The organism is Defluviicoccus vanus (assembly GCF_014672695.1).
GTDB lineage: Bacteria > Pseudomonadota > Alphaproteobacteria > Rhodospirillales > Defluviicoccaceae > Defluviicoccus > Defluviicoccus vanus.
The window spans coordinates 271,722-293,579 of the sequence record NZ_CP053923.1; the positions used below are offsets into that span (position 1 = coordinate 271,722).

Consider the following 21,858-nt stretch of genomic DNA (forward strand, 5'->3'; position numbering starts at 1 on the left):
GCCTACCCGGGCATCTCTACCATTGGCGTTCGCAGGATACGGCAACGCAGCTGTCCGGCGTTTCACTTTGCGCGCCGCAGTCGATCAGCGCCCGTTCCTGCGCCGAAAGCGGATCGATGTCGCGGGCAATCCAGCGATTGCCCGCGCCGTCACGGGCTAAACATTGGACCAGCGGCCCACTGTCGCTGCCAGCGCAAGCCGTCAGCGCCGTCAGCATGGCGAGCAAGACCATCGCCACAGCAGACCTCAATCCAGCCAGCTGATGCGCGCCAAAACTCGCTGGGGCAAAACATGTCGTCAAGACGACCTCCCTCCGCAACAGCCGTTTGCGCCGCACTCGGCCATCGTCGAGACAATGAAGCGTTGGGCGAAGCACCCCTTGCGATCGACAATACGCCACCACAGTCCCTGACGTCACCCGTCAGCGTCATCAGTCCCTGGGCCGTCACGCCCAAACCGCGACGCCTACCTTTCGCATTGCCGTTTGCTCATCCGTCATGCCCGAGGACCGCCATCAGCTCTCGCCATTCCCGGGCCGAAAGACCGCTGTCAGCCGGCGTCGGCTGCTCGCCGGCTAGCAGCCGTCTGACCACCGCCAGCGCGCGCGCCGACAGCAGTGCCGCGCCCAGCCGGTAATCGGAGAAGGCCTCGGCGGTGATCGGCAGCCAACGCTGCACCGTTTCCAGCATCACCGCAGCGTAAGCGCGGATCTCGTACTGGGCGTGCGGATCAGCGCGCAGGCTGAGAAAGTGCAGCAAATTGTGCAGGTCGATCTTCCAGTACCACTGCGTGTAGGTGTTGAGGGTCAAATTCATCCGTGCCAGTTCGCGTGCCAGGCCAGGGCGATCGGGATCGAGGCGGTTGCCGTCGCGGTCCTCGTTGAGCAGCGTTTCATAGTCGGCGTAGCAGCGCTCGGCATCGTCGCGGAGGATGGCCAGCACCCGAGCCGCATCCGCCGCGCTGAGCACCTCATCGCGGCCTTGGCGGTTCGTCTTTGCCTGTGCCGCCAGGTGTCCCGGCTCCGGCAGGTAGTACTCCTTATCGAGAATCGAATATCGTCCCGAATATTCGTTCACGTTGGCGGTGCGGTGACGAATCCATTGCCGGGCGACGAAGATCGGCAGCTTGATGTGATACTTGATTTCACACATTTCGAAGGGTGTCGAATGGCGGTGCCGCATCAGGTAGCGGATCAGGCCGGCGTCATCCTGCACCCGTCGGGTACCGCGACCATAGGAAACCCGCGCCGCCTGCACGATCGCCGCGTCGTCGCCCATGTAGTCGATCACCCGGACGAAGCCATGATCGAGGACGGGCAGCGGCTGCAGCAGGATGCTTTCCAACTCCGGGACAGTCGCCCGCCGGGTGATTGCTGCCTGCTCGCGCGCCTCGGTGATTTCGGCCTGCTGTTCGGCGGTCAACTCCATGGCAACAAGTCCCCTTCCGGTGGAAAGCCCGACCTTAGTCATTCGGGCAAAGACCGCAAGCGCGGGCACTGCCAGTGAAATGCCGCTGAGCTTGGTGAAAACGGCGCGACACCAGCAACAACCGACGATAGTTTGCCGACGCGGCCATGCCCGCATCGCCGCTGTCACCGAAAACAGACGACGTGGCAGCAGACTTGATTTTGCCTGCCGCGACCGTTACCAGAGGGATTGAAGACCCCATCGTCTAGAGGCCTAGGACACCACCCTTTCAAGGTGGTAACACGGGTTCGAATCCCGTTGGGGTCGCCAGCCGCTTGCTAAACGCGTGAAGCGGCACAATCCTTTGAAATCGCAGCGCTTTTTTCACCCTTCGGTGGTACGAGAGGGTGATACAGGTGGCGGCGATGACCAATCTCCAGACGCATCCGCAATCCGGCGTCCATCGCTTCCGCAGGGCAATTCCGCCCGACCTGCGTGCCGTGTTCGGCAAGACGGAGCAGTTGCAAGACAACGCCCGCACCGCCAGCATCGAATTGTTCAATCGACAGGCGGCACTGGAACACCGTGTGCGCGCGATGAAGATGGCCCAGGATCGGCGCGATGACCGTTCGGTCGAACCGATCGCCTCGTCGCTGCTCGCGCGATCGCCTGCCCCGCCTTCGACCGCTCGCTGATCAGGTTGCGCTCGAACTCGGCCAGCACCGCGAAGATGCCGAACAGCATCCGGCTGGTCGCCGTGCCGGCGTCGATGCGATCCATCAGCGAGACCACCAGCTTGTCGCCGGACCGGAGCAGATCGAGCACCCGCCGCAATTCCTGGCGCTCGGCCTTCGCGCCGGACTGCTTCTCGCGGAAGATGTCACGGTCGTCGACGCCCGCCTTGCTCAACGCGTCGACCCGCAGCGCCCAGTCCAGATCGGAGGTGGAGACCCGAGAGTAGCCGAATAGGCGACTCAAGGTCCGGATAATCATGCAGGTGAGTTGATCGCCGGTTGCCCCCGGCCGGACATGCGCTCTTCGCCAGGAGCGTTGGTTACGGATTGCGGATAGCCGACATACCCAGCGTTGCTTTCGAGGGAAAGGAGACATCACGCAAGGATGGCACCTGCCGTGGTATAAGGTGCAGTCTGCCGGGGAGAGGGCGATTGCTCCAAGTAGCAGCAGAGCAAGAAGAAGACGACGACCTTCATATTGTCGGAGTCCGCAACCCTCCGGGAATGCACTCGTCCCGAGCAACTCAATCCGAAGGGATCCTCGCGGCCGAGGATATTGGCACTGCTGATGTTAGGAAGGGGGGCGGGATGACGACGAAGGTTCAGGCAATCCAGTTTCTGCGGCAGGCACTGGCCGATCCCAAGGCCGAATTCAGAAGAGGCCAATGGGAAGCGATCGAGGCGCTTGTCGACCGGCGGGAACGCCTCCTCATCGTCGAGCGCACCGGCTGGGGAAAGAGCGCCGTCTACTTCATCGCCACGCGGATCCTGCGCGACAAGGGAGCCGGGCCGACGCTGATCGTGTCGCCGCTTCTCGCCCTGATGCGCAACCAGATCGAGGCGGCCGGACGCATCGGCATTGAGGCGCTGACCATCAATTCGACCAACAACAGAGAGTGGCCCGCCTTGAAAGGCGCAGTACTCCAGAACAGAGCCGATGCCTTGCTCATCTCTCCGGAGCGGCTAGCCAATGATGCGTTCGTCGAAGAGGTTCTCCTCCCCGTCGCCGGACGCATCGGCCTTCTCGTCGTGGACGAGGCCCATTGCATTTCCGATTGGGGCCATGATTTCCGGCCGGACTATCGGCTGATCAATGTCATGCAGCGCATGCCGCCGAACATGCCGATCGTCGGCACGACCGCCACGGCGAACACGCGGGTGATCAACGACGTAGTCGCCCAGTTGGGCCGGATCGCCATTCAGCGGGGACCGCTGATGCGGGAGACCCTCGCCCTTCAGACGCTTCGCCTGCCCGACCAGGCGGCGCGGCTGGCATGGATTGCGGCCCATGTGCCGGCGCTGCCGGGGACCGGCATAATCTACACCCTGACCAAATGTGATTCCGAGCTTGTTTCCCGATGGCTGAACGACAACGGCATCAGTGCGGAGCCTTATTACAGCGGCGTCGAAGAGGATGGCTTCGCGGACTCCAACGCCTATCGCCAGCATCTCGAAGACAGGTTGCTCCGCAATGACCTGAAGGCCTTGGTGGCGACCACGGCCTTGGGCATGGGCTACGACAAGCCGGACCTCGCCTTTGTCATCCACTTCCAGGCGCCCGGTTCGATCGTCGGTTATTACCAACAGGTCGGGCGCGCCGGCCGCGGCATCGATCGCGCCGTCGGCATCCTTCTTTCGGGCCGCGAGGATGAAGAGATCCACGACTATTTCCGCCGCAGCGCTTTCCCACGCGAGCAGCATGTCGAGGCGGTTCTGAGGGTGCTGGCCGAAAGCGATGGGCTGGCCATTCGGGAGATCGAGCAAAAGATCAATCTGCGCCAGGGGCAGATCGAGAAGGTCCTGAAGTTCCTTTCCGTCCAGAACCCGGCGCCGGTGATCAAGATGGACAATCAGTGGCGGCGGACGGCCGTGTCCTACCAGATGGACCACGAACAAATCCTTCGGCTCACCCGGCAGCGGGAAGTCGAATGGCGGGACGTGCAGGCGTACATCGACACGCCGGAATGCAAAATGGCGTATCTGGCGAAAGCGCTCGACGATGAAAATCCGCGGGCTTGCGGGATTTGTGCCTCATGTCTCGCCGGGCCGATCGTTGCGGGACCCGTCGCCTCTAGCATCGGGGTGCGGGCCGCCCGGTTTCTTCGGCATTCCGAAATGCCCTTGGAAGGCAACAAGCAGGTCGCCCCGGATGCGTTCGAGACCTACGGCTTTCGCGGCAACATGCCGGCGGAGTTGCGCGCTGGAGAAGGCCGCATCCTCTCCCGGTGGGGCGATGCCGGCTGGGGCGAGATGGTCGCCGCGGACAAGGATGCCGGCCGGTTCAGGGACGAACTGGTCGACGCCACGGCCGAGATGATCGTCGAGCGTTGGAAACCGGACCCGGCGCCGCAATGGCTCACCTGCGTGCCCTCCCGCAATCATCCGACCTTGGTGCCCGATTTTTCCCGCCGTCTGGCAACCCGTCTCGGCATGCCGTTCCTGGAGGCCGTCACGAAGGTCAAGGATAACGCGCCGCAGAAGTGGCAGCAGAACCGCTTCCATCAGTGCCGCAATCTCGACGGCGTGTTCGCCGTTCCGAACGGGATCCCGGCGGCGCCGGTCCTCCTGGTCGATGACGTCATCGATTCCGGGTGGACCATGACCATCATCGCGGCACTGCTGCGCCAGAGCGGCAGCGGTACCGTCTGGCCTTTGGCACTCGCGACCGCCCGCGTGGGGGANTTGAGAATGCACGTAAGCGAGCACACCCAGGCAGTCTTGCTGTTGACCTCGCATTTCGGGAAGTCCGCCAGGGAAGAGCTCCAGCCGCTCTCGACCAACGAGTGGGCGCGGTTCGCCGTCTGGCTCAAGGATCATGGGCTTCAGCCGGCTTCGCTCCTGGCGGACAGCCCGAAGACTGTCCTTTCCGGCTTGATGGACAGGTCAGTTACGCCCCATCGGATCGAATATCTGTTGGGCCGCGGCGGCGCTCTTGGCTTGGCACTGGAGAAGTGGCAGCGGGCGGGGATATGGGTTCTGACCCGATCCGACCCCGATTATCCGGACCGCCTGAAGAAGCGGCTCAGAAACGAAGCGCCGCCGCTGTTTTTCGGATGCGGCAACCAGGCGCTGCTGTCGAGGGGCGGCATCGCCGTTGTCGGCTCGCGTGACGCATCCGAGGATGACTTGGCATTCGCGACCCGGTTCGGAGCCGAGGTGGCCGCACAAGGGCAATCCGTCGTCTCGGGCGGCGCCCGCGGCATCGATGAATGCGCGATGACCGGCGCGCTCGATCGCGAAGGAACCGTCATCGGCGTGCTCGCCGACAGCCTTCTGCGGTCCGCAACGTCCGCGAAGTACAGACATCATCTGATGAACGGCGACTTGGTGCTCATCTCGCCGTTCAACCCGGAAGCCGGGTTCAATGTTGGCAACGCCATGAACCGGAACCGATATGTCTATTGCCTCGCAGACGCGGCCGTCGTCGTCAGTTCGAGCAAGGAGAAGGGCGGCACTTGGGCCGGCGCCGTCGAGGATTTGAAAGAAAGGTGGGTTCCGCTTTGGATCAAGCCGCAGCCGGCTACTACGGCCAGCTCCGGTAACAGCCAATTGGTGCAACGGGGCGGCCGGTGGCTACCGGACAAGGCCGAGGTTGCGGCACTCGTGCAGCCTCAAGCAGGGGCGGCAAACGGCCGAGCGAACGGGGACGCATCCCTGTTAGATCATGTCCAGAAGGACGCGGCGCCCACGAAAAACGGGAACGCGCAGCCGTCGAAGCCGGAACCGGAAACCCCTGTCGCAGAGCGGCCGGTAGAGAACCCTCCCCCTTCCGAGCAGAGCTTCTACGGGCTGTTCCTGCAACGCATGGAGGCGTTGACCGCCAAAAACGCTTTCACCACAGAGGAATTGCTCGACCGCTTCGACGTCACCAAGCCCCAGCTCAGCGCATGGCTGAAACGCGGTGTTGAAGAGAAGAAGCTCAGGAAGCTCGCCAAGCCGGTACGCTACGGCTGGATAAGCCACATCGAAGTCCAGACCTCCATGTTTGACGCGGGACAATAGTTGATCCACGCGCGGAAAGCTGCTTCTTAACGGCCTGCCCCATCCATCAACCCGTCGAGCAGTCGAGATAGGGGGCATAGCGGACTTCCCGCGGGGAAAATCGAAAACGTCGCACCTGATGCTGTGGACGGNCTCTCCACCCGGCATCGGAGTGCCATAGAGTGGTTATTGCTGAGGTAACCACGCTGAAAAGGAGAGCCGCCCGTGGGACAGGTTACGACGATTGGTCTTGATATCGCCAAGTCCGTATTTCAGGTCCATGGCGTCGACGCCGATGGACAGGTCGTCCTCCGCCAGCGCCTGACCCGCGCCCGCGTCTTGCCATTTTTCCGCAAACAGCCGGCATGCCGCGTCGGCATCGAGGCGTGCGCCACGGCGCACCACTGGGCGCGTGAACTCCTCACCCTTGGCCATGAAGTCCGGCTGATGCCGCCGGCCTACGTCAAACCCTACGTCAAGCGGCAGAAGAACGACGCCGCCGACGCCGAAGCGATCTGCGAGGCGGTCGGGCGGCCAACCATGCGCTTCGTCACACCGAAGACGGTCGAGCAGCAGAGCGTGATGATGCTGCATCGCGTCCGGCTGATGCTGACCCGCCAGCGCACCCAGGTCGGCAACGCGATCCGGGCGCACCTGGCCGAACTGGGCATCGTGGCGCCGGTCGGCCGCAAGGGGCTGGCGAGCCTGCTCGCGATCATCGCCGACGAGACCGACGCACGGCTGCCGGCGGCCATGCGCTGTTGCCTCGCAATGCTGGCCGAACAGCTGCAGCTTCTGAGTGTGCAGATCCAAGAGAACGACCGTGCCATCCGTGAAACGATCCGCACCAGCGAGGTCGCCCGCCGGCTGATGGCAATCCCCGGCGTCGGTCCGCTGCTCGCCAGTGCCCTGGTCGCCAGCATTGCCGATCCGGCCACGTTCAAGTCCGGCCGCAACCTCGCCGCCTGGATCGGCCTCGTTCCGAAGCAGAACTCGAGCGGCGGCAAGGAGCGATTGGGGAGCATCAGCAAGCAGGGCAACCGCTATCTGCGGCAGTTGCTGGTTGTCGGCGCGCTGGCCGTCATCCGCCAAGCCCAGCGATACGGCAGCAAGCGGGCCTGGCTGATCGGGCTGATGGGCCGGCGGGCCACCCGGGTCGCGGCGGTGGCCCTTGCCAACAAAACGGCGCGGATGGCCTGGGCGATCATGACCTCGGGTGAATCCTACCGCGAGCCGAAGGCGGCCACGGCCTGATCTTGGAAGTAAAGACGCGATCCACCGAGCAGGACAAGGAGATTGGCAAGGGCAATCAGGCAGGTGATGCGGACAACGGTCGACACCGTCGGGGCGGGAAAACCCATTTATCCCAGCGCACGTCTTTCGAGTGCGGGCTCTTGGTTGGGACTCGTCCCCGCGAAGAAGGCATCAGGGCCTGCGGCCATGTACGCGCCGCATCACAAGGCCGAACACATGGTCGCACCGACCAACGCCGCAGATCTCGCACGAAAATCCTTGCCAACGGAGAGCCGTCCACACATGGGATAAACCAACCCTACGGGAAGTTGCTCCGCGTCATAGGCCGAGCAGTGAGTTTGTTTAGCAAACACCTCGCTGCAGCCCCCATGAAGCTATGACAATGCGATCGGGAACCAACCGCCTCGCCCACCAGAGAGGGCGACAGCCGCCGTGTGGGGGCAGCCATTGGCCCGGTCGGGGTTACGGCGGCGGTGGTTGGTCGGTGATGAGGTCCAACAGGTTTTGCGCCACGGCCTGTTCCGCCTCGCGCTTGGAAAATCCCTCGCCGACCACCGGCGCATATCCCTCAAGAACGACTTCGACCTTGAACACCGGCAGGTGGGCCGGTCCGCTGCGGGCGATCTCGCGATAGAGCGGCCGCGGTAAACCGCGTGCCTGCGCCCACTCCTGCAGCTTTGATTTGGCGTCGCGACGTGGCTGGATGTCCTGGTGAATCCAGCGCGTCCAGTGCTGACGGACGAATGTCCGAGCCCCCTCAAGGCCGCCATCGAGGTAGATGGCGCCGATGACCGCCTCGCAGGCATCGGCAAGTGGCGTCACCGTTCGCCGTCCCGACGGCACACCGTGCTCATGCACATAGCGGAGAAACTGTTCGAGCCGGATGGCGATCGCCACCTCATGCAGCGTGTCGCGGTCGACCAGCTTGGCAAAGCGCGCCGCCACCGCCCCCACCGGTTCGGTGGGAAAGGTGTGGAACAACTGTTCGGCGACAAGCAGGCCGAGGACGCGGTCACCGAGAAATTCCAGCCGCTCGTTGCAGAAGAAGCCGTTCTCGCCGTGCGTTCCCCGGCTGGCGTGGGTCAGCGCCTCCTGCAACAGGGCCGGATGGTTGAAATGGTAGCCGAGGATGGCTTCAAAAGCGGCCACCTGTTGGGGTGTCAAACTGAGTTGAGGCATCAACCGACGCTCAATCAGCTGCCTAACGGATTAGATCAAACATTCTGTCCCAACGAACCGCCTTGTAAAATGTGAAGAGACTCAGCTCAGAATAGTCGACGGAGAAAAATATAACTTGCGCTTTGCCGACCAGATTCTCGAACGGAATGTAGCCGACATCACTCAGGAATCGGCTGTCGCGCGAGCTGTCTCGATTATCGCCCATCGCAAATATATGGCCCTCCGGAACCACGTAAACTTGGGTATTATCCATCTCCCCATTGTCACTGTACTCAAGTATCTGGTGTTGCACCCCGTTTGGAAGCGTTTCCTGATACTCATGATAGGTGCGCACGAAGCCGTTGCCGTCGCGTCCGGCGAATTCGCCAACCAGCGTTCGCTTCACCGCTACGCCGTTCAACTGCAGGATGCCGCCGACGACCTGAACCCGATCACCCGGCACACCGACAACTCGCTTGATGAAATCGACCTGGGTGTCAGAGGGGGAACGAAAAACGACGACGTCGCCAACAGTGGGCGGGCGAGAAANAATTCGGCCCGAAAATGGGATGATGGAGAAGGGAAAAGAATACCGGCTGAATCCATATGAGTACTTGGAAACAAATAAATAGTCACCAACCAGAAGCGTTGGCATCATCGAGCCAGACGGAATACTAAATGGCTCAAATAAAAATGACCGAATGACGGCAGCAATCACCAGCGCATAGACTATAGTCTTGATAAATTCGATTGTTCCGTGTCGCTTCTGTTTCGACTCTGTTCTCATTACCATGGTACTCTGATGCAATAATTAATCCGCCGGTGACTGCCCCGGACTCTCTCGCTCCGTCGCCCCGCTTTGGCGCGCCCCATCGGGGTCCGGCACGGCAGCGATTACCACAAACGCCTGACCATAGGGAAACTCATCGCTCAACGAGACCTCGATTGAGGAACGGTGATGCGCGGGAAGCAATGATTGCAACCGCACCGCAGCCTGGCCGTACAGGCGTAGCGTCGGCTTACCGGAGGGGAGCGGCACGACTTCGATATCGCGCCAGAATACACCCCAGCGAAATCCCGTTCCCAATGCCTTGGCGCAGGCTTCCTTAGCCGCGTAGCGTAAGGCGAACCCGTTGACCGGCTGTGCCCGTCGCTCGCAATCACTGCGCTCGCGCGGGGTAAAAATCCGGGTGCGAAAGCGGTCGCCGTGACGGTGCAAGACCGCCTCGACCCGGCGAATATCGATCAGGTCGACGCCCACACCGATAATCATCCGCCAGCGCCTTTNGGTGCGCCGGGCAGCCGCGATCAGCGTGCGCATCTGGGCAATCACGCGGTCAAGGCCGCTGAACACCGCTTCGCCGACGATAAAATGGCCGATGTTGAGTTCCTCCACCTGCGGCACTGCCGCGATCGGGCCGACGTTGGCGAAGGTCAGACCGTGGCCAGCGTGACAGGCGAGGCCTAGCTCTACCGTCCGCCGTGCCGCATCGACAATCCGTCGCAGTTCTACCGCCCGTGCTTCCCCGGAACTGTCGCTGTAACGACCGGTGTGGATCTCCACTGCGTTGGCGCCGATCTCGGCCGCCGCCGCAAGTTGCGCCGGATCGGCTTCGAGAAAGAGCGTGACCGCCACGCCGGCGCACCGCAATGCCTGCGCCGCCTCGCGGAGGAAGCTCAGATTGCGGCAGGCATCCAGGCCGCCTTCGGTTGTTCGTTCTTCGCGCCGTTCGGGGACGAAGCAGACCGATTGCGGCCGAAATTGCAGCGCCAGCTCCGTCATCGCCGGCGTTGCCCCGACCTCCAGGTTGATGGGAATCGCCGCCAACGCGTGCAACCGTTCCACGTCCTCATCGATGATGTGACGCCGGTCTTCCCGCAGATGCACCGTAATCAGATCGGCGCCGGCACGAACAGCCGCCTGCGCCGCGCGAACCGGATCGGGATGATGGCCGCCGCGGGCGTTCCTGAGTGTCGCCACGTGATCGATGTTGACACCGAGCCTGACGTAGTCATGCATGCGCCAAGACGCCTTTCTCGTCGAGCCTGAAGCTTCCCCCGCTTCTACCCGACGTTGCCGATCCCGCAAAGAGGCTGTGGGTTTTCCTTTCGTCCCTACCGCAGGAGCGCCGATGTTCGACGCAACCGATTTGGCCGAAGCAGAAGCAATCCTCGAACGTTGCCGACGCCAGCGGATCAAGCTCGCCACCGCCGAATCGTGCACCGGTGGGCTGATCGGCGCGCTGCTGACCGCGATCCCCGGCTCATCCGACGTGTTCGAGCGCGGCTTCATCACCTATTCGAACGAAGCGAAGACGGCGCTGCTCGACGTCTCAGCCGAGTTGCTGCGGCGTGAGGGTGCGGTGAACGAAGCCGTCGCCCGGGCGATGGCCGAGGGCGCGCTGGCCCGGTCGCAGGCGCAACTCGTCGTCGCGGTGACCGGAATCGCCGGCCCCGGCGGTGGCAGTGCGGCACGGCCGGTGGGACTGGTCTACATGGCGGCAACGATGCGCGGCATGGACACCGTGGCTGAGCGTCACCTCTTCGCCGGCGACAGGACCGGCGTCCGCATCGCAACCGTCCGTAGCGCCTGCAAGCTGCTGCTTACGATACTGGCTCGGTCGGCGGCTTGACCGCCGCGACGGAGTCGGTCGTCAGCGTGGGCGCATAGAGCTTCGTTGCCCGGTTCTCAAAGGCGTTGACCATGCGCTGCACTGCCTCGTTGAACAACGTGCCGATCACCTTCTGCAGCGTCTTCGATTTGAACTCGAAGTCGATGTAAAAATCGATGTCGCAGCCGCCGCCCTCGCTCTCCACGAAACTCCAGTGGTTGTTCAGATAGCGAAAGGGGCCGTCCTGATAGTTCACATCGATGCGATCGGGACGATACAGCGCCACCCGCGAGGTAAACCGCTCGCGAATCATCTTGAAGCCGATAATCAGATCGGCGGTGAACACGGTCGGTGACTCACGCCGCTTGATCCGGCACGCCAGACACCAGGGGAGAAACTCCGGATAACGTTCCACGTCCGCCACCAGGTCGAAAACCCGGTCGCGGCCATAGGGAAGCCGGCGCTTTTCTGCGTGGGTGGGCATCGACCGGCGATCGCGCCCCCTAACTGCGGTTGAGCTGCTGGGCGCGCGCCGCGCGCAGCGCCACGAAATCACGATCGGCGTGATAGGACGACCGGGTCAGCGGCGACGAGGCGACCACCAGAAATCCCTTGGCCAGGGCGATCCGCTTGAACTCGTCAAACTCCGCCGGTTCCACGTAGCGATCGACGGCCACATGCTTCGGTGTCGGCTGCAGGTATTGGCCGATGGTTAGAAAGTCGACGCCAGCGCAGCGCAGATCGTCCATCACTGCCAGAATCTCATCGCGGGTCTCACCGAGCCCGACCATGATCCCGGATTTGGTAAACTGTGCCGGGTTCTGCACCTTCGCCTGATCCAACAGCCTGAGCGAGTGGTAGTAGCGGGCGCCGGGGCGGATGGTTGGATAAAGCCGCGGCACCGTCTCCAGGTTGTGGTTGAACACGTCCGGCGCCGCTGTGACCACCGCGTCCGCTGCCCCCGCCTTGCCGCGGAAATCGGGGGTAAGCACCTCGATCGTCATCTCCGGCGCCGCCAAGCGCAGTGCCTCGATGCAGCGGACGAACTGCTGCGCGCCGCCATCGGGCAGATCATCGCGATCGACGGAGGTAATCACCACATGGCGCAGGCCGAGCGCCACCGCCGACTGCGCCAGCCGCTGCGGTTCCTGCGGATCAACCGCGCCCGGGCGTCCCGTGGCCACATTGCAGAAGGCGCACGCCCGGGTGCAGATGGCGCCCAGGATCATGTAGGTGGCGTGCTTGTGCGCCCAGCACTCGCCAACGTTGGGACAGGCCGCCTCCTCGCACACCGTATGCAAACCGTGCGAGCGCAGGACGCCGTGGGTTTCCTTGAAACCGCTGGTCGCCGCCACCCGCACCCGAATCCAGTCCGGTTTGCGTGGCGAGATCTGATCGCTGCGAAGCGCTTTTTCGGGATGTCTTACGACCTGGGGAGTATCCATGACCGTTAAGTGGCTTTCTTCAGCCGCAACATCAATGCCGTGTTCGCTGCTGACGGTCCTGCGGCAATCGTCTCCGAACCGCCAGCGTCTGGCATGATGCGCGTGATGTCTCAGACGGGCGCCGCCGCCGGCGAGCACTAACTCTCGCCGGCGTTGCTCCCGCCCGGGTTACCGGACTTGCCTCAGCCGCATCCTAGATGTGGATGGCGCGGCCGAGCGAACTCAGCACCGACTCGTGCATCATCTCCGAAAGCGTCGGATGGGGGAAGACGGTATGCACCAGGTCTTCCTCCGTCGTCTCCAGCGTCTTGGCGACCCCATAGCCCTGAATCAGTTCGGTCACCTCGGCGCCTATCATGTGCGCACCAAGCAGCTCGCCCGACTTTTTATCGAAGATGGTCTTGACCATGCCTTCCGGTTCGCCAAGGGCGATCGCCTTGCCGTTGCCGATGAAGGGGAAGCGGCCGACACGGATATCATAGCCCGCCGCCTTGGCCGCCTTCTCCGTCATGCCGACGCTCGCCACCTGCGGCCGGCTGTAGGTGCAGCCGGGGATGCGCGAGGTATCGAGAGGATGAACATGCGGTAGACCGGCGATCTTCTCGACGCAGATGACACCCTCGTGACTGGCCTTGTGAGCGAGCCAGGGCGCACCGCAGACGTCGCCAATGGCATAGACACCGGGTTCGTCGGTGCGGCACCATTCGTCGATGAGGATGTGGGTTCTGTCCACCTTCACCTTGGTGTTTTCCAGCCCCAGGTCCTCGACATTGCCGACGATGCCGACAGCCAGGATCACCCGCTCGGCGGTAACCTCCCAGGTCTTACCCCCACCCTCAAGGGTCGCCGTAACTGAGTCAGCGTTCCGTTTCAGTGCCTTGACCGTCGTTCCGGTATGGACGGTCATGCCCTGCTTTTTCGAACTGCTTGCGGGCGAACGCCGAAATCTCCTCGTCTTCCACCGGCAGGATGCGATCGATGATCTCGACCACCGTCACCTCCGCCCCCAGTGACCGGTAGAAGCTGGCGAACTCGATGCCGATGGCGCCGGAGCCAATCACCAGCAGCGATTTCGGCATCTTTTCCGGGACCATCGCCTCGAAGTAGGTCCACACCAGCTTGCCGTCCGGCTCCAACCCAGGCAACGCGCGCGGCCGGGCACCGGTGGCAAGAATGATGTGCTTGGCCGTCAGATCGGCGACCGGCTTGCCGTCCTTGGTCACTGCGACCTTGCCGGGTCCGTTCAGCCGACCGCGACCGTCGAACACCTGCACCTTGTTCTTCTTCAGCAGGTGGGCGACGCCACCGCTAAGCTGCTTGGCAACGCCACGCGACCGTTCAACCACTTTCTTGATGTCAAAGCTGAAGTGCTTGACCGTCAGGCCAAAAGACCCGGCATGGCGGATGTTCTCGACAATTTCGGCGGTACGCAGCAGTGCCTTGGTGGGGATACAGCCCCAGTTCAGGCAGATGCCGCCCAAGTGCTTGCCCTCGACGACGGCCGTCTTCATGCCGAGCTGTGCGGCGCGGATGGCGGCCACGTAGCCACCGGGTCCGCTGCCGATCACCACCACATCAAAAGATGTGTCTGCCATTTTCTGCAATCCCTACAGCATCATGCGTAATGGATCTTCCACCAGTTTCTTAAGAACCTGGAGGAACTCCGCGCCCTTGGCCCCATCGACGGAGCGATGATCGATCGACAAGGTGCAGCTCATCATCGTCGCGATGGCAAGTGCATTGTCCTTGACGATCGGCCGCTTTTCGGCGGCGCCGACGGCGAGCAGACAGGATTGCGGTGGGTTGATGACGGCAGCGAAATTGGTGATGCCGTACATCCCGAGGTTGGAGATGGTGAAGCCGCCGCCCTGGTATTCCTCCGGCGTCAGCTTGCCGTCGCGGGCCCGCTTCGCCAATTGCTTCACCTCGTTGGAGATGGCAGCGAGACCCTTCATGTCGGCATTTCTGACCACCGGGGTGATCAGGCCGCTCGGCGTTGAAACGGCAACCGACACATCGACCGTCTGGTAGTAGCGGATCGCGTCTTCGGTCCACGAACAGTTGACGTCGGGAAACGCCCGCATCGCCAGCGCCACCGCACGGACGACGAAATCATTCACCGAAATCTTGAACGCGCCGTCGCCCTCCGGGGTGCGGGCATTCAGCTGTTCGCGCATCGCCATCAGTGCGTCGATGTTGCAATCGATGCTGAGATAGAAATGCGGTGCCTCCCGCTTCGACTGCGCCAACCGTTGCGCGATGACCTTGCGCATCGTGCTGTTGGGCACTTCGATATAGTTGGCGGTGGCCGGCGGCGGTGCCGCTTTTGCCGGTGCCGCCTCCTTGGCGGCGGGCTTCGCGGCCTCGGGCGCCTTCGCCTTGCCGGTGCCGGCAGCGATCGCCGCCTCGATGTCGGCCTTGATAATGCGACCGCGCGGGCCGCTGCCACTGATCGCCGTAAGATCGAGACCGGCTTCCTTGGCAAGGCGTCGCGCCAGCGGACTGGCAAAGACACGGCCACCGCTGGCAGCGGCTGGACGATTGCCGGCCGGTGCAGGCGCGGCTGCCGGTGCCGGACTCGCCGCTGGGGCGGGAGCACTGGCTGCGGTTGCCGGCTTGGCTTCCGCAGCCTTGTCCAGCGCCGAAGCGTCTTCACCTTCCTCAAGCAGAATGGCGATCGGCGTGTTGACGGGGATGCCTTCACTTCCGGCGGCAACGAGGATCTTGCCGAGGGTACCCTCCTCCACGGCCTCCACCTCCATCGTCGCTTTGTCGGTTTCGATCTCGGCCAGGACGTCGCCCGAGTGCACCTCGTCGCCTTCCTGCTTCAACCATTTGGCCAGCTTGCCCTCGGTCATCGTCGGGGACAGCGCGGGCATCAGAATATTGATCGACATCTCTCGCGTGCTCCCCGTCTCAGCGGTAGCAGACGGACTTGGCGGCGGCGACCACCTGGGCGGCCGTCGGAATCGCCAGCTTCTCCAGGTTAGCCGCATACGGCATCGGCACGTCGGCACCGGTGACCCGGAAGACCGGCGCATCGAGGTGGTCGAAGGCCTGCTCCATAACCAGCGCGGCGATTTCCGACCCCATCCCGGCAACCGGCCAGCCCTCTTCGAGGCTGACGATGCGATTGGTCTTGGTCACCGAGCGGATGATGGCGTCGGTGTCAAGCGGCCGCAGCGAGCGGAGGTTGATCACCTCGGCGTCGATCCCCTCGGCTTCGAGCGTCTTCGCCGCTTCGAGGGCGACGCCGACCATGCGCGAGAAGGCGGTGATGGTCACGTCCTTGCCCTTCCGCTCGATCTTCGCCTTGCCGATCGGAATGACGAAGTCGGGATCGGTCGGCACCTCGAAGCTCTGGCCGTAAAGGATTTCGTTTTCGAGGAAGATCACCGGGTTGGGATCGCGGATCGCCGCCTTCATCAGCCCCTTGGCGTCTTCACCGGAATAGGGAGAAACCACCTTCAGACCGGGGCAGTGGGCGTACCACGAGGCGTAGCACTGGGAGTGCTGCGCACCGACACGCGCGGCGGCGCCGTTGGGACCGCGGAAAACGATCGGCGCCCCCATCTGACCGCCGGCCATGTAAAGGGTCTTGGCGGCAGAGTTGAGGATCTGGTCGATTGCCTGCATGGCGAAATTGAAGGTCATGAACTCGACGATCGGCCGCATGCCGGCAAAGGCCGCACCGACAGCGAGACCGGCAAAGCCCATCTCGGTGATCGGCGTATCGATCACCCGCTTGGCGCTGAATTCCTCCAGCAATCCCTGGCTGACCTTGTAGGCACCCTGGAACTGGGCGACTTCCTCACCCATCAGGAAGACTTCCGGATCGCGACGCATCTCTTCGGCCATCGCGTCGCGCAGTGCTTCCCGCACCGTCTGCTTCACGGTAGGACCGCTGTAGGACGGTTCCTCCGGTTCCGGTGCCGGCGATTGTTCCAGGCTTGAGGTCGCCTTGGCGGCAGGCGCCGGCGCTTCCGCGGCAACCGGGCTGGCATCGGCAGCCGGTGCTTTCGGTGCCTTGTTGACTGCGCTTTCCAGGTCGGCCTGGCTTTCGCCTTCCTGTAGCAGCAAGGCAATCGGCGTATTGACCGCGACGCCTTCGGTGCCGGCAGCGATCAGGATCTGCCGCCGACAACGCCCTCGTCAACAACTTCGACCTCCATCGTCGCCTTATCGGTTTCGATCTCGGCGATCACATCGCCGGAGCTGACAGTGTCACCCTCGTTCTTCAACCACTTCGCCAGCTTGCCTTCGGTCATCGTCGGCGACAGCGCCGGCATGAGAATCTCGATCGGCATTTTGTTCTCCTTCAGAAGTCCCGTCGCAAAAAGTCGCAGCAGCTATGCTTCGATCAGAATATCCGTATAAAGCTCTGACGGGTCTGGTTCCGGGCTCTGTTGGGAGAACTCAGCGGCTTCGTTGACGAGTCCTTTGATTTCGCGATCAATCTCCTTGAAGGTCGCTTCATCAGCGAGGCCCTGCTCAAGGATAGTCGCCCGCAAATTGTCGATCGGATCGCTCTCTTTGCGAACCGTCGTGACCTCTTCCTTGCTACGATACTTCGCCGGGTCGGACATGGAGTGGCCACGGTAGCGATAGGTCTTCAATTCCATCACGTACGGACCCCNGTCGCCGGCGCGCACATGCTCCAGCACCTCGGCACTCGCCCGCTTGACCTCGAGGACGTCCATGCCGTTGACCTGAACGCCAGGAATGCCGAAGACTTCCCCGCGGCGATAGAATTCGGTGGTCGCGGATGCGCGCTCGACCGATGTGCCCATGCCGTAGCGGTTGTTTTCGATGACGTAGATCACCGGCAGTTTCCACAAAGAAGCCATGTTGAAGGCTTCGTAGACCTGCCCCTGGTTGGCGGCGCCGTCGCCGAAGTAGCAAAAATTGACCCCGCCGTCGCCGCGATACTTGTGCGCGAAGGCAAGTCCGGTGCCGAGCGGCACCGACGCACCGACGATGCCATGGCCGCCATAGAACTTCTTCTCGCGGCTGAACATGTGCATCGAGCCACCCTTGCCTCGCGAGTAGCCGCCAATGCGTCCGGTCAGCTCGGCCATCACGCCTTTCGGGTCCATGCCTTTCGCCAGCATGTGGCCGTGGTCGCGGTAGGTGGTGATGACCGAATCCGCGTCCGTGGCATTGGCCTGAATACCGACGACGACAGCTTCCTGGCCGATGTAGAGGTGGCAGAAGCCAGCGATCAGGCCCATCCCGTAGAGCTGCCCGGCCTTCTCCTCAAACCGCCGGATGAGCAGCATTTCGCGGTAGTAGTGAAGGAGTTGCTCGGCGTCGTTCGCCGGCTTCTCCGCCACGGCGGCTGTGGCGCCTTGCCCCGAAGCAAGTGCGGCTTTTGCGTCCGTCAATTTAACGGCCTCCTCGTTGGATGTCGTGCGAGTTGCGGTCTGGCTGGATGAGCCTTAGTGGACGCCCCCGGCGGCGCCAATATTCAGCTCATGCTATTGCGAGCGTTTCTGAAAGACAAGCTTTGCTGCGAGGTAGGTGGGATGTGTTTCGGGCCAAAACAACCAGCCACGATCAGCTGAAAAAGTGCGGCACGAAGCGGCTGCTGTCGCGGGTAATGAGGGTGTCATCCTCGCGGATGCCGATGCCGGCCGCCTGGCTTGCCACCACCCAACCGCCGATGACGGGGTAGTTGCCATCGAAGGACGGCAGCGGCGCGCAGGCCTGGAACACCCATCCCTCGTCGCCGTAGTCACCGCCCACCTCGTCGATCACCCGTCCATCGACCAGACGCTGAATGTTGGCACCCTCACGGCCGAAGATCGGCTTGCGAATGACGTCCCCGCCGGCAATGGCGTCGGCAGTAAAGGCGGTGGGAAGCAGGTTGGGATGGCCGGGCGCCATCTCCCACAGCAGCGCCAGCGCTGCCTTGTTGGACAGCACCATCTTCCAGGCCGGCTCGATCACCCGACACGCTCCGGTCAGCAGGTGCGCACCGAAGGGCTCACCCACCAGCCATTCCCATGGGTAGAGCTTGAACAGCGCTTCGATCGGCGCCTCATCCAGATCAACGAACTGCTGACCGTTCCAGCCAATGTCCTCGATGGCGATCCGCTCGGTGGCGAGCCCGCTCTGGATCGCCGTATCGCGCAGATAATCGACCGTACCGGCGTCCTCGCCATGGCCCTTCACCGCCGCGAAGTAGATCGGGGTGTCACCAAGTCCGAACTGTCGCCAGGCTTCGATCAATCTCTCGTGCAGCGAATTGAACTGATCGCGCTGCGGCCAGCGCGACTGCAACCAGTCCCACTGCACCACCGACGCCTCGAACAGCGCGGTGGGCGTATCGGCGTTGTACTCGAGCAGCTTCGGCGGCCCCTGGCCATCATAACGCAGATCGAAACGGCCATAGAGGTTCTTCTCTCCCTCCGTCCAGCTGCGCTCGATCGCCGGCCAGGCGATGGCGGGAATCCGCAGGCGCTCGTACGCCGCCTCCCCGGCCAACACCACCCGGTTGACCAGTTCAAGCGCCAGCTGCTCCAGCTCGTCGATGGCGGCTTCCAACTCGTCCACCTCGACCGCCGTCAGCGCATAGCAGGCGGTCTCGTCCCAGTAGGGTTTGCCGTCGATGGTGTGAAAGGCAAATCCCAATTCCTGCTCCACGTGCGCCTGCCAGTCGGGGCGCGGCGTGAGCGACAGCCGCTGCACCGGCTCAGCCGCCGCTCGAGGTGCTGCGGTAGGTGTTTGCCGTCGCCCCGAACCCACCGCGCTGCACCGGCGTGACCCGCCCGGGCTCGAACCGTCCCATCGCGCCGCTGCCGGCAAAACTGCCCACCTTATAGATACTGCCGCCGCGGTTGATCAGTGCGCTGTTGCCGGGCCCGCGATAGACCGGCTGGCGGAAAGCACTCCCCAGCATGTAGCCCATCATCATCGGCATGAAGAAGCTGCCGATACCGCTGCCGCCACTGGCCGTCTCGCAATTGCCGCTGCCAAACTCCGCCTCACACTCCTCCTTGCGGGAGAACCTTGGCGCCTCGGCGGCGAACTGCGCCTTACTGTCAGCAAACGCCCTCTCGCAGGTCTGCTGATCACGGACCTGCGCACATTCGCCCACGTTGGCAAAGAACTTCGCATCCGCCGGCGGCGATTGATCGCAGCCGGCAAACGCGATCCCAGCGCCACCAAGCAGCACCAGCCGAACCGCCTTAGATTTCTTCATAAAAACGCCCTCGTACCCCCTGACCCGACCCTGAAGATAGGTTGTGTATTCAGTAGCAGCAAGGCGCCCCGCGTCTTGACAGGGCCATCAGGCTTCATTCGCCGCGCAGCTTTTCGAAGCCGCGGACGAGGACGTGGTGGTAGCCCGCACGGCACTTGAGCGTGTTGAAAGGATGCTCGGCCAAGCCTGAGCGGCGGCGCGCTGCATCCGTTGCCGATGCCGTTCGATGCTGTCCTCGTGCACCCACCGAACGATGTCGCGTGTCGGTCGTCGGTCAGTGACACAGCGCCCGTGCAAAGGACAGGCATCGCAAACAGACTTGCGGCTTCCATAACGGACCTCGAATCTCGCCCCGTTTTTCTTAAGTCTTCGTGTCCTCCGCAATAACTGGGCCGCCGATTAGCTCATGCGTCAGGGAGTAGCCCTGGCCCTGGTGGTGCACCGTGTGCTGCTTGGTTCCAAACCTCTCCCGTTCTCGACACTTGCGTTTACCGGACCTAGCAGCCTGTCGGACTTGCGTCTCGGGCGTCGCCGGACCTGCGTAGGGATCGGTGCGTCGGCGCCTCTGTCAGCGCCATTTTGGGCGGTGCGGTCGCGCTGGCGCGCCTGCGGAACTGGCCGCGCAGGCTAGACGGCGCGGCTGAGGGCGAACATCCGCTTCAGGTTCCATGCCATGGTTACAAGCCTCCACTCGCCACGGGCGGCATTGAGCCCGCGCAGCAGGAACTGCCGGAACCCCAGCACGGACTTGATGATGCCAAACACTGGCTCGGGCGTCTGCTTGCGCAGGGCGTAGAGCGCGCGGCCCTGCGGCGTGCGCAGCCGATACGCCATCGCCTGAACCGGGGTGGGGTCTTCGGGCGCCGGTGGCGCCGCAGCGAAGCGCTCTTGCAGGCTGAGATGATGCGCCTCGCGACCAAGTGCGATCAGCGGTTCGATCCCGCCGGCCACACAGGCCTGCACATTCGCCTCGCTGAAGTAGCCATTGTCCGCCAACAGCATGTCCGGCCTGCCGAGCACGTCCGGCAGAGTGCCGATCTTGTCCAGCATGGGTGTAAGCTGCTGCTTGTCGTTGGGCGCCTGCACCACGTCGGCGACCACCACCAGCAGACTGCCCGCCGCCACCGCCGCCTGCGCATTGTAGCACTGCTCAAAACCGCCGCCCGCCACCGCCATGATGCGGCTTTCCTCGTCGGTCAGATTGATCTGATCCGTGGGCAGCGGCGTCGCCACCGGCGGCTTCGGCTCACGGCCCGTGGGCTTCTTGCCGGTGGCCGCTGCCTTGGCGTCCCGTGCTGCGAGTTTCGCCTGATGGTCTGCCTGCTCCCGTTCGAAGCGTTCCTTCGCGCGGGCCTCGATCTTCGCCCGGGCCTCGGCGAGCCTGGACAACCGTTCCTCACGTCGCGCCAGTTCGTCGGGGATCGACATGCCGTCAGCGATGTCCACCTGGTCCGCCGCTTCTGCCTTGGCCATGAGATCGGCCACTTCGGCCTGCAGTTGGGCCTCCAGCTTGCCCGCATGGTCATAGGACAGCGCGCTGTGCCGGCTGGCATTGGCGTGGACCTTGGTCCCGTCGAGCCCGACCGTTCCCAGCTTCAGCACGCCCATCTCGCGCGCGAGCACCAGCACCTGGACGAACAGCTTCTCGATCTGCGGCAGAAAGCGTCGGCGGAACGCGGCGATGGTGTCATGGTCCGGATGATCGTTCGCCGCGATGAAGCGGAACGCCACGCTGTCATAGGTCGCCCGCTCCAGCTTGCGGCTGGAGAACACCCCGGTGGCGTAGCCGTAGATCAGAATGCCCAGCAGAAGGCTGGGGTGGTAGGACGCTTCCCCAGAGCCACGGTAGCTGCCGGTCATCGGCCGCAGATCCAGCCCCGCGATCACCTCCACCACGAACCGCGCCAAGTGCCGCTGCGGAAGCCACTCGTCCAGACGGCGGCATCAGAAATCCGCTGTCGCGGTCGATCGGGCGGAAGTTGCTCATGCCGAAGAGGTCCGGGCCGGGGGCGTGAATCCATGCCCGGATTCTATAACCCACAGCTCCGCCTCGCGTTAAGTCCG

15 protein-coding genes, 1 tRNA gene and 3 pseudogenes are annotated in these 21,858 nt (G+C 63.3%); 4 read left to right on the top strand and 15 right to left on the bottom strand.

Annotated features, from left to right (window positions below; all coding sequences use genetic code 11):
- Positions 1 to 16: 16 nt before the first annotated feature.
- Positions 17 to 217 (bottom strand): hypothetical protein, encoded by a 201-nt coding sequence (locus HQ394_RS01290; RefSeq protein WP_190261693.1) that lies wholly within the window; start codon positions 215 to 217, stop codon positions 17 to 19.
- 271 nt (positions 218 to 488) lie between these two features.
- Positions 489 to 1,469 carry an FAD-dependent thymidylate synthase gene (gene thyX / locus HQ394_RS01295; RefSeq protein ID WP_456151469.1) on the bottom strand — a complete coding sequence of 327 codons (981 nt, stop codon included), beginning with the start codon at positions 1,467 to 1,469 and terminating at the stop codon, positions 489 to 491.
- A gap of 191 nt (positions 1,470 to 1,660) precedes the next feature.
- Between thyX and HQ394_RS01300 the strand changes: the two genes are divergently transcribed.
- Positions 1,661 to 1,736, top strand: a tRNA-Glu gene (locus tag HQ394_RS01300).
- A gap of 228 nt (positions 1,737 to 1,964) precedes the next feature.
- On the opposite strand, the gene HQ394_RS01305 is transcribed toward HQ394_RS01300, so the two are convergent.
- The gene (locus HQ394_RS01305) at positions 1,965 to 2,384 is read right to left on the bottom strand and encodes a recombinase family protein (RefSeq protein WP_223291769.1); all 420 of its coding nucleotides are present in this window, start codon (positions 2,382 to 2,384) and stop codon (positions 1,965 to 1,967) included.
- Between the two features lie 344 nt (positions 2,385 to 2,728).
- Between HQ394_RS01305 and HQ394_RS01310 the strand changes: the two genes are divergently transcribed.
- Entirely contained in the window at positions 2,729 to 6,142 is a 3,414-nt protein-coding gene (locus tag HQ394_RS01310) for a RecQ family ATP-dependent DNA helicase (protein ID WP_190261695.1), read from the top strand.
- A 204-nt stretch (positions 6,143 to 6,346) separates the two neighbouring features.
- Positions 6,347 to 7,375, top strand: a complete 1,029-nt coding sequence (locus HQ394_RS01315; RefSeq protein ID WP_190261523.1) for an IS110 family RNA-guided transposase — start codon at positions 6,347 to 6,349, stop codon at positions 7,373 to 7,375.
- Positions 7,376 to 7,837: 462 nt separating this feature from the next.
- Here HQ394_RS01315 and rnc read toward each other — a convergent pair whose 3' ends face one another.
- From rnc to HQ394_RS21420, 3 genes are all read right to left on the bottom strand, one after another.
- Positions 7,838 to 8,554 carry a ribonuclease III gene (gene rnc / locus HQ394_RS01320; protein ID WP_190261696.1) on the bottom strand — a complete coding sequence of 239 codons (717 nt, stop codon included), beginning with the start codon at positions 8,552 to 8,554 and terminating at the stop codon, positions 7,838 to 7,840.
- 22 nt (positions 8,555 to 8,576) lie between these two features.
- A complete protein-coding gene (gene lepB, locus HQ394_RS01325) occupies positions 8,577 to 9,326 on the bottom strand; it encodes a signal peptidase I (protein WP_317628978.1) in 750 nt (249 codons plus the stop codon).
- Positions 9,327 to 9,344: 18 nt separating this feature from the next.
- Entirely contained in the window at positions 9,345 to 10,553 is a 1,209-nt protein-coding gene (locus HQ394_RS21420; protein ID WP_190261697.1) for a pyridoxine 5'-phosphate synthase, read from the bottom strand.
- A gap of 112 nt (positions 10,554 to 10,665) precedes the next feature.
- Between HQ394_RS21420 and HQ394_RS01335 the strand changes: the two genes are divergently transcribed.
- The gene (locus HQ394_RS01335) at positions 10,666 to 11,166 is read left to right on the top strand and encodes a CinA family protein (protein WP_190261698.1); all 501 of its coding nucleotides are present in this window, start codon (positions 10,666 to 10,668) and stop codon (positions 11,164 to 11,166) included.
- Here HQ394_RS01335 and HQ394_RS01340 read toward each other — a convergent pair.
- The 9 genes and pseudogenes from HQ394_RS01340 to HQ394_RS01380 form a co-directional block, all read right to left on the bottom strand.
- Positions 11,138 to 11,629, bottom strand: coding sequence for a type II toxin-antitoxin system RatA family toxin (locus tag HQ394_RS01340; RefSeq protein WP_190261699.1), 492 nt, complete (start codon positions 11,627 to 11,629; stop codon positions 11,138 to 11,140). The two genes, HQ394_RS01335 and HQ394_RS01340, sit on opposite strands and share 29 nt — an antisense overlap.
- Positions 11,630 to 11,648: 19 nt before the next feature.
- On the bottom strand, positions 11,649 to 12,590 hold the full coding sequence (gene lipA / locus HQ394_RS01345) for a lipoyl synthase (RefSeq protein ID WP_190261700.1): 942 nt from the start codon (positions 12,588 to 12,590) through the stop codon (positions 11,649 to 11,651).
- Between the two features lie 193 nt (positions 12,591 to 12,783).
- Positions 12,784 to 14,185 (bottom strand): annotated as a pseudogene (lpdA, locus tag HQ394_RS01350) (dihydrolipoyl dehydrogenase).
- A 12-nt stretch (positions 14,186 to 14,197) separates the two neighbouring features.
- Positions 14,198 to 15,487, bottom strand: a complete 1,290-nt coding sequence (locus tag HQ394_RS01355) for a pyruvate dehydrogenase complex dihydrolipoamide acetyltransferase (protein WP_190261701.1) — start codon at positions 15,485 to 15,487, stop codon at positions 14,198 to 14,200.
- Between the two features lie 19 nt (positions 15,488 to 15,506).
- A pseudogene (locus HQ394_RS01360) lies at positions 15,507 to 16,897 on the bottom strand (pyruvate dehydrogenase complex E1 component subunit beta).
- A gap of 42 nt (positions 16,898 to 16,939) precedes the next feature.
- Positions 16,940 to 17,923 (bottom strand): pyruvate dehydrogenase (acetyl-transferring) E1 component subunit alpha, encoded by a 984-nt coding sequence (pdhA, locus tag HQ394_RS01365; RefSeq protein WP_263053783.1) that lies wholly within the window; start codon positions 17,921 to 17,923, stop codon positions 16,940 to 16,942.
- 223 nt (positions 17,924 to 18,146) lie between these two features.
- A complete protein-coding gene (locus HQ394_RS01370) occupies positions 18,147 to 19,280 on the bottom strand; it encodes a glutathionylspermidine synthase family protein (protein ID WP_190261703.1) in 1,134 nt (377 codons plus the stop codon).
- Positions 19,281 to 19,284: 4 nt separating this feature from the next.
- Entirely contained in the window at positions 19,285 to 19,794 is a 510-nt protein-coding gene (locus tag HQ394_RS01375) for a DUF1190 domain-containing protein (RefSeq protein WP_190261704.1), read from the bottom strand.
- 627 nt (positions 19,795 to 20,421) lie between these two features.
- A pseudogene (locus HQ394_RS01380) lies at positions 20,422 to 21,781 on the bottom strand (transposase).
- Between the last annotated feature and the right edge of the window lie 77 nt (positions 21,782 to 21,858).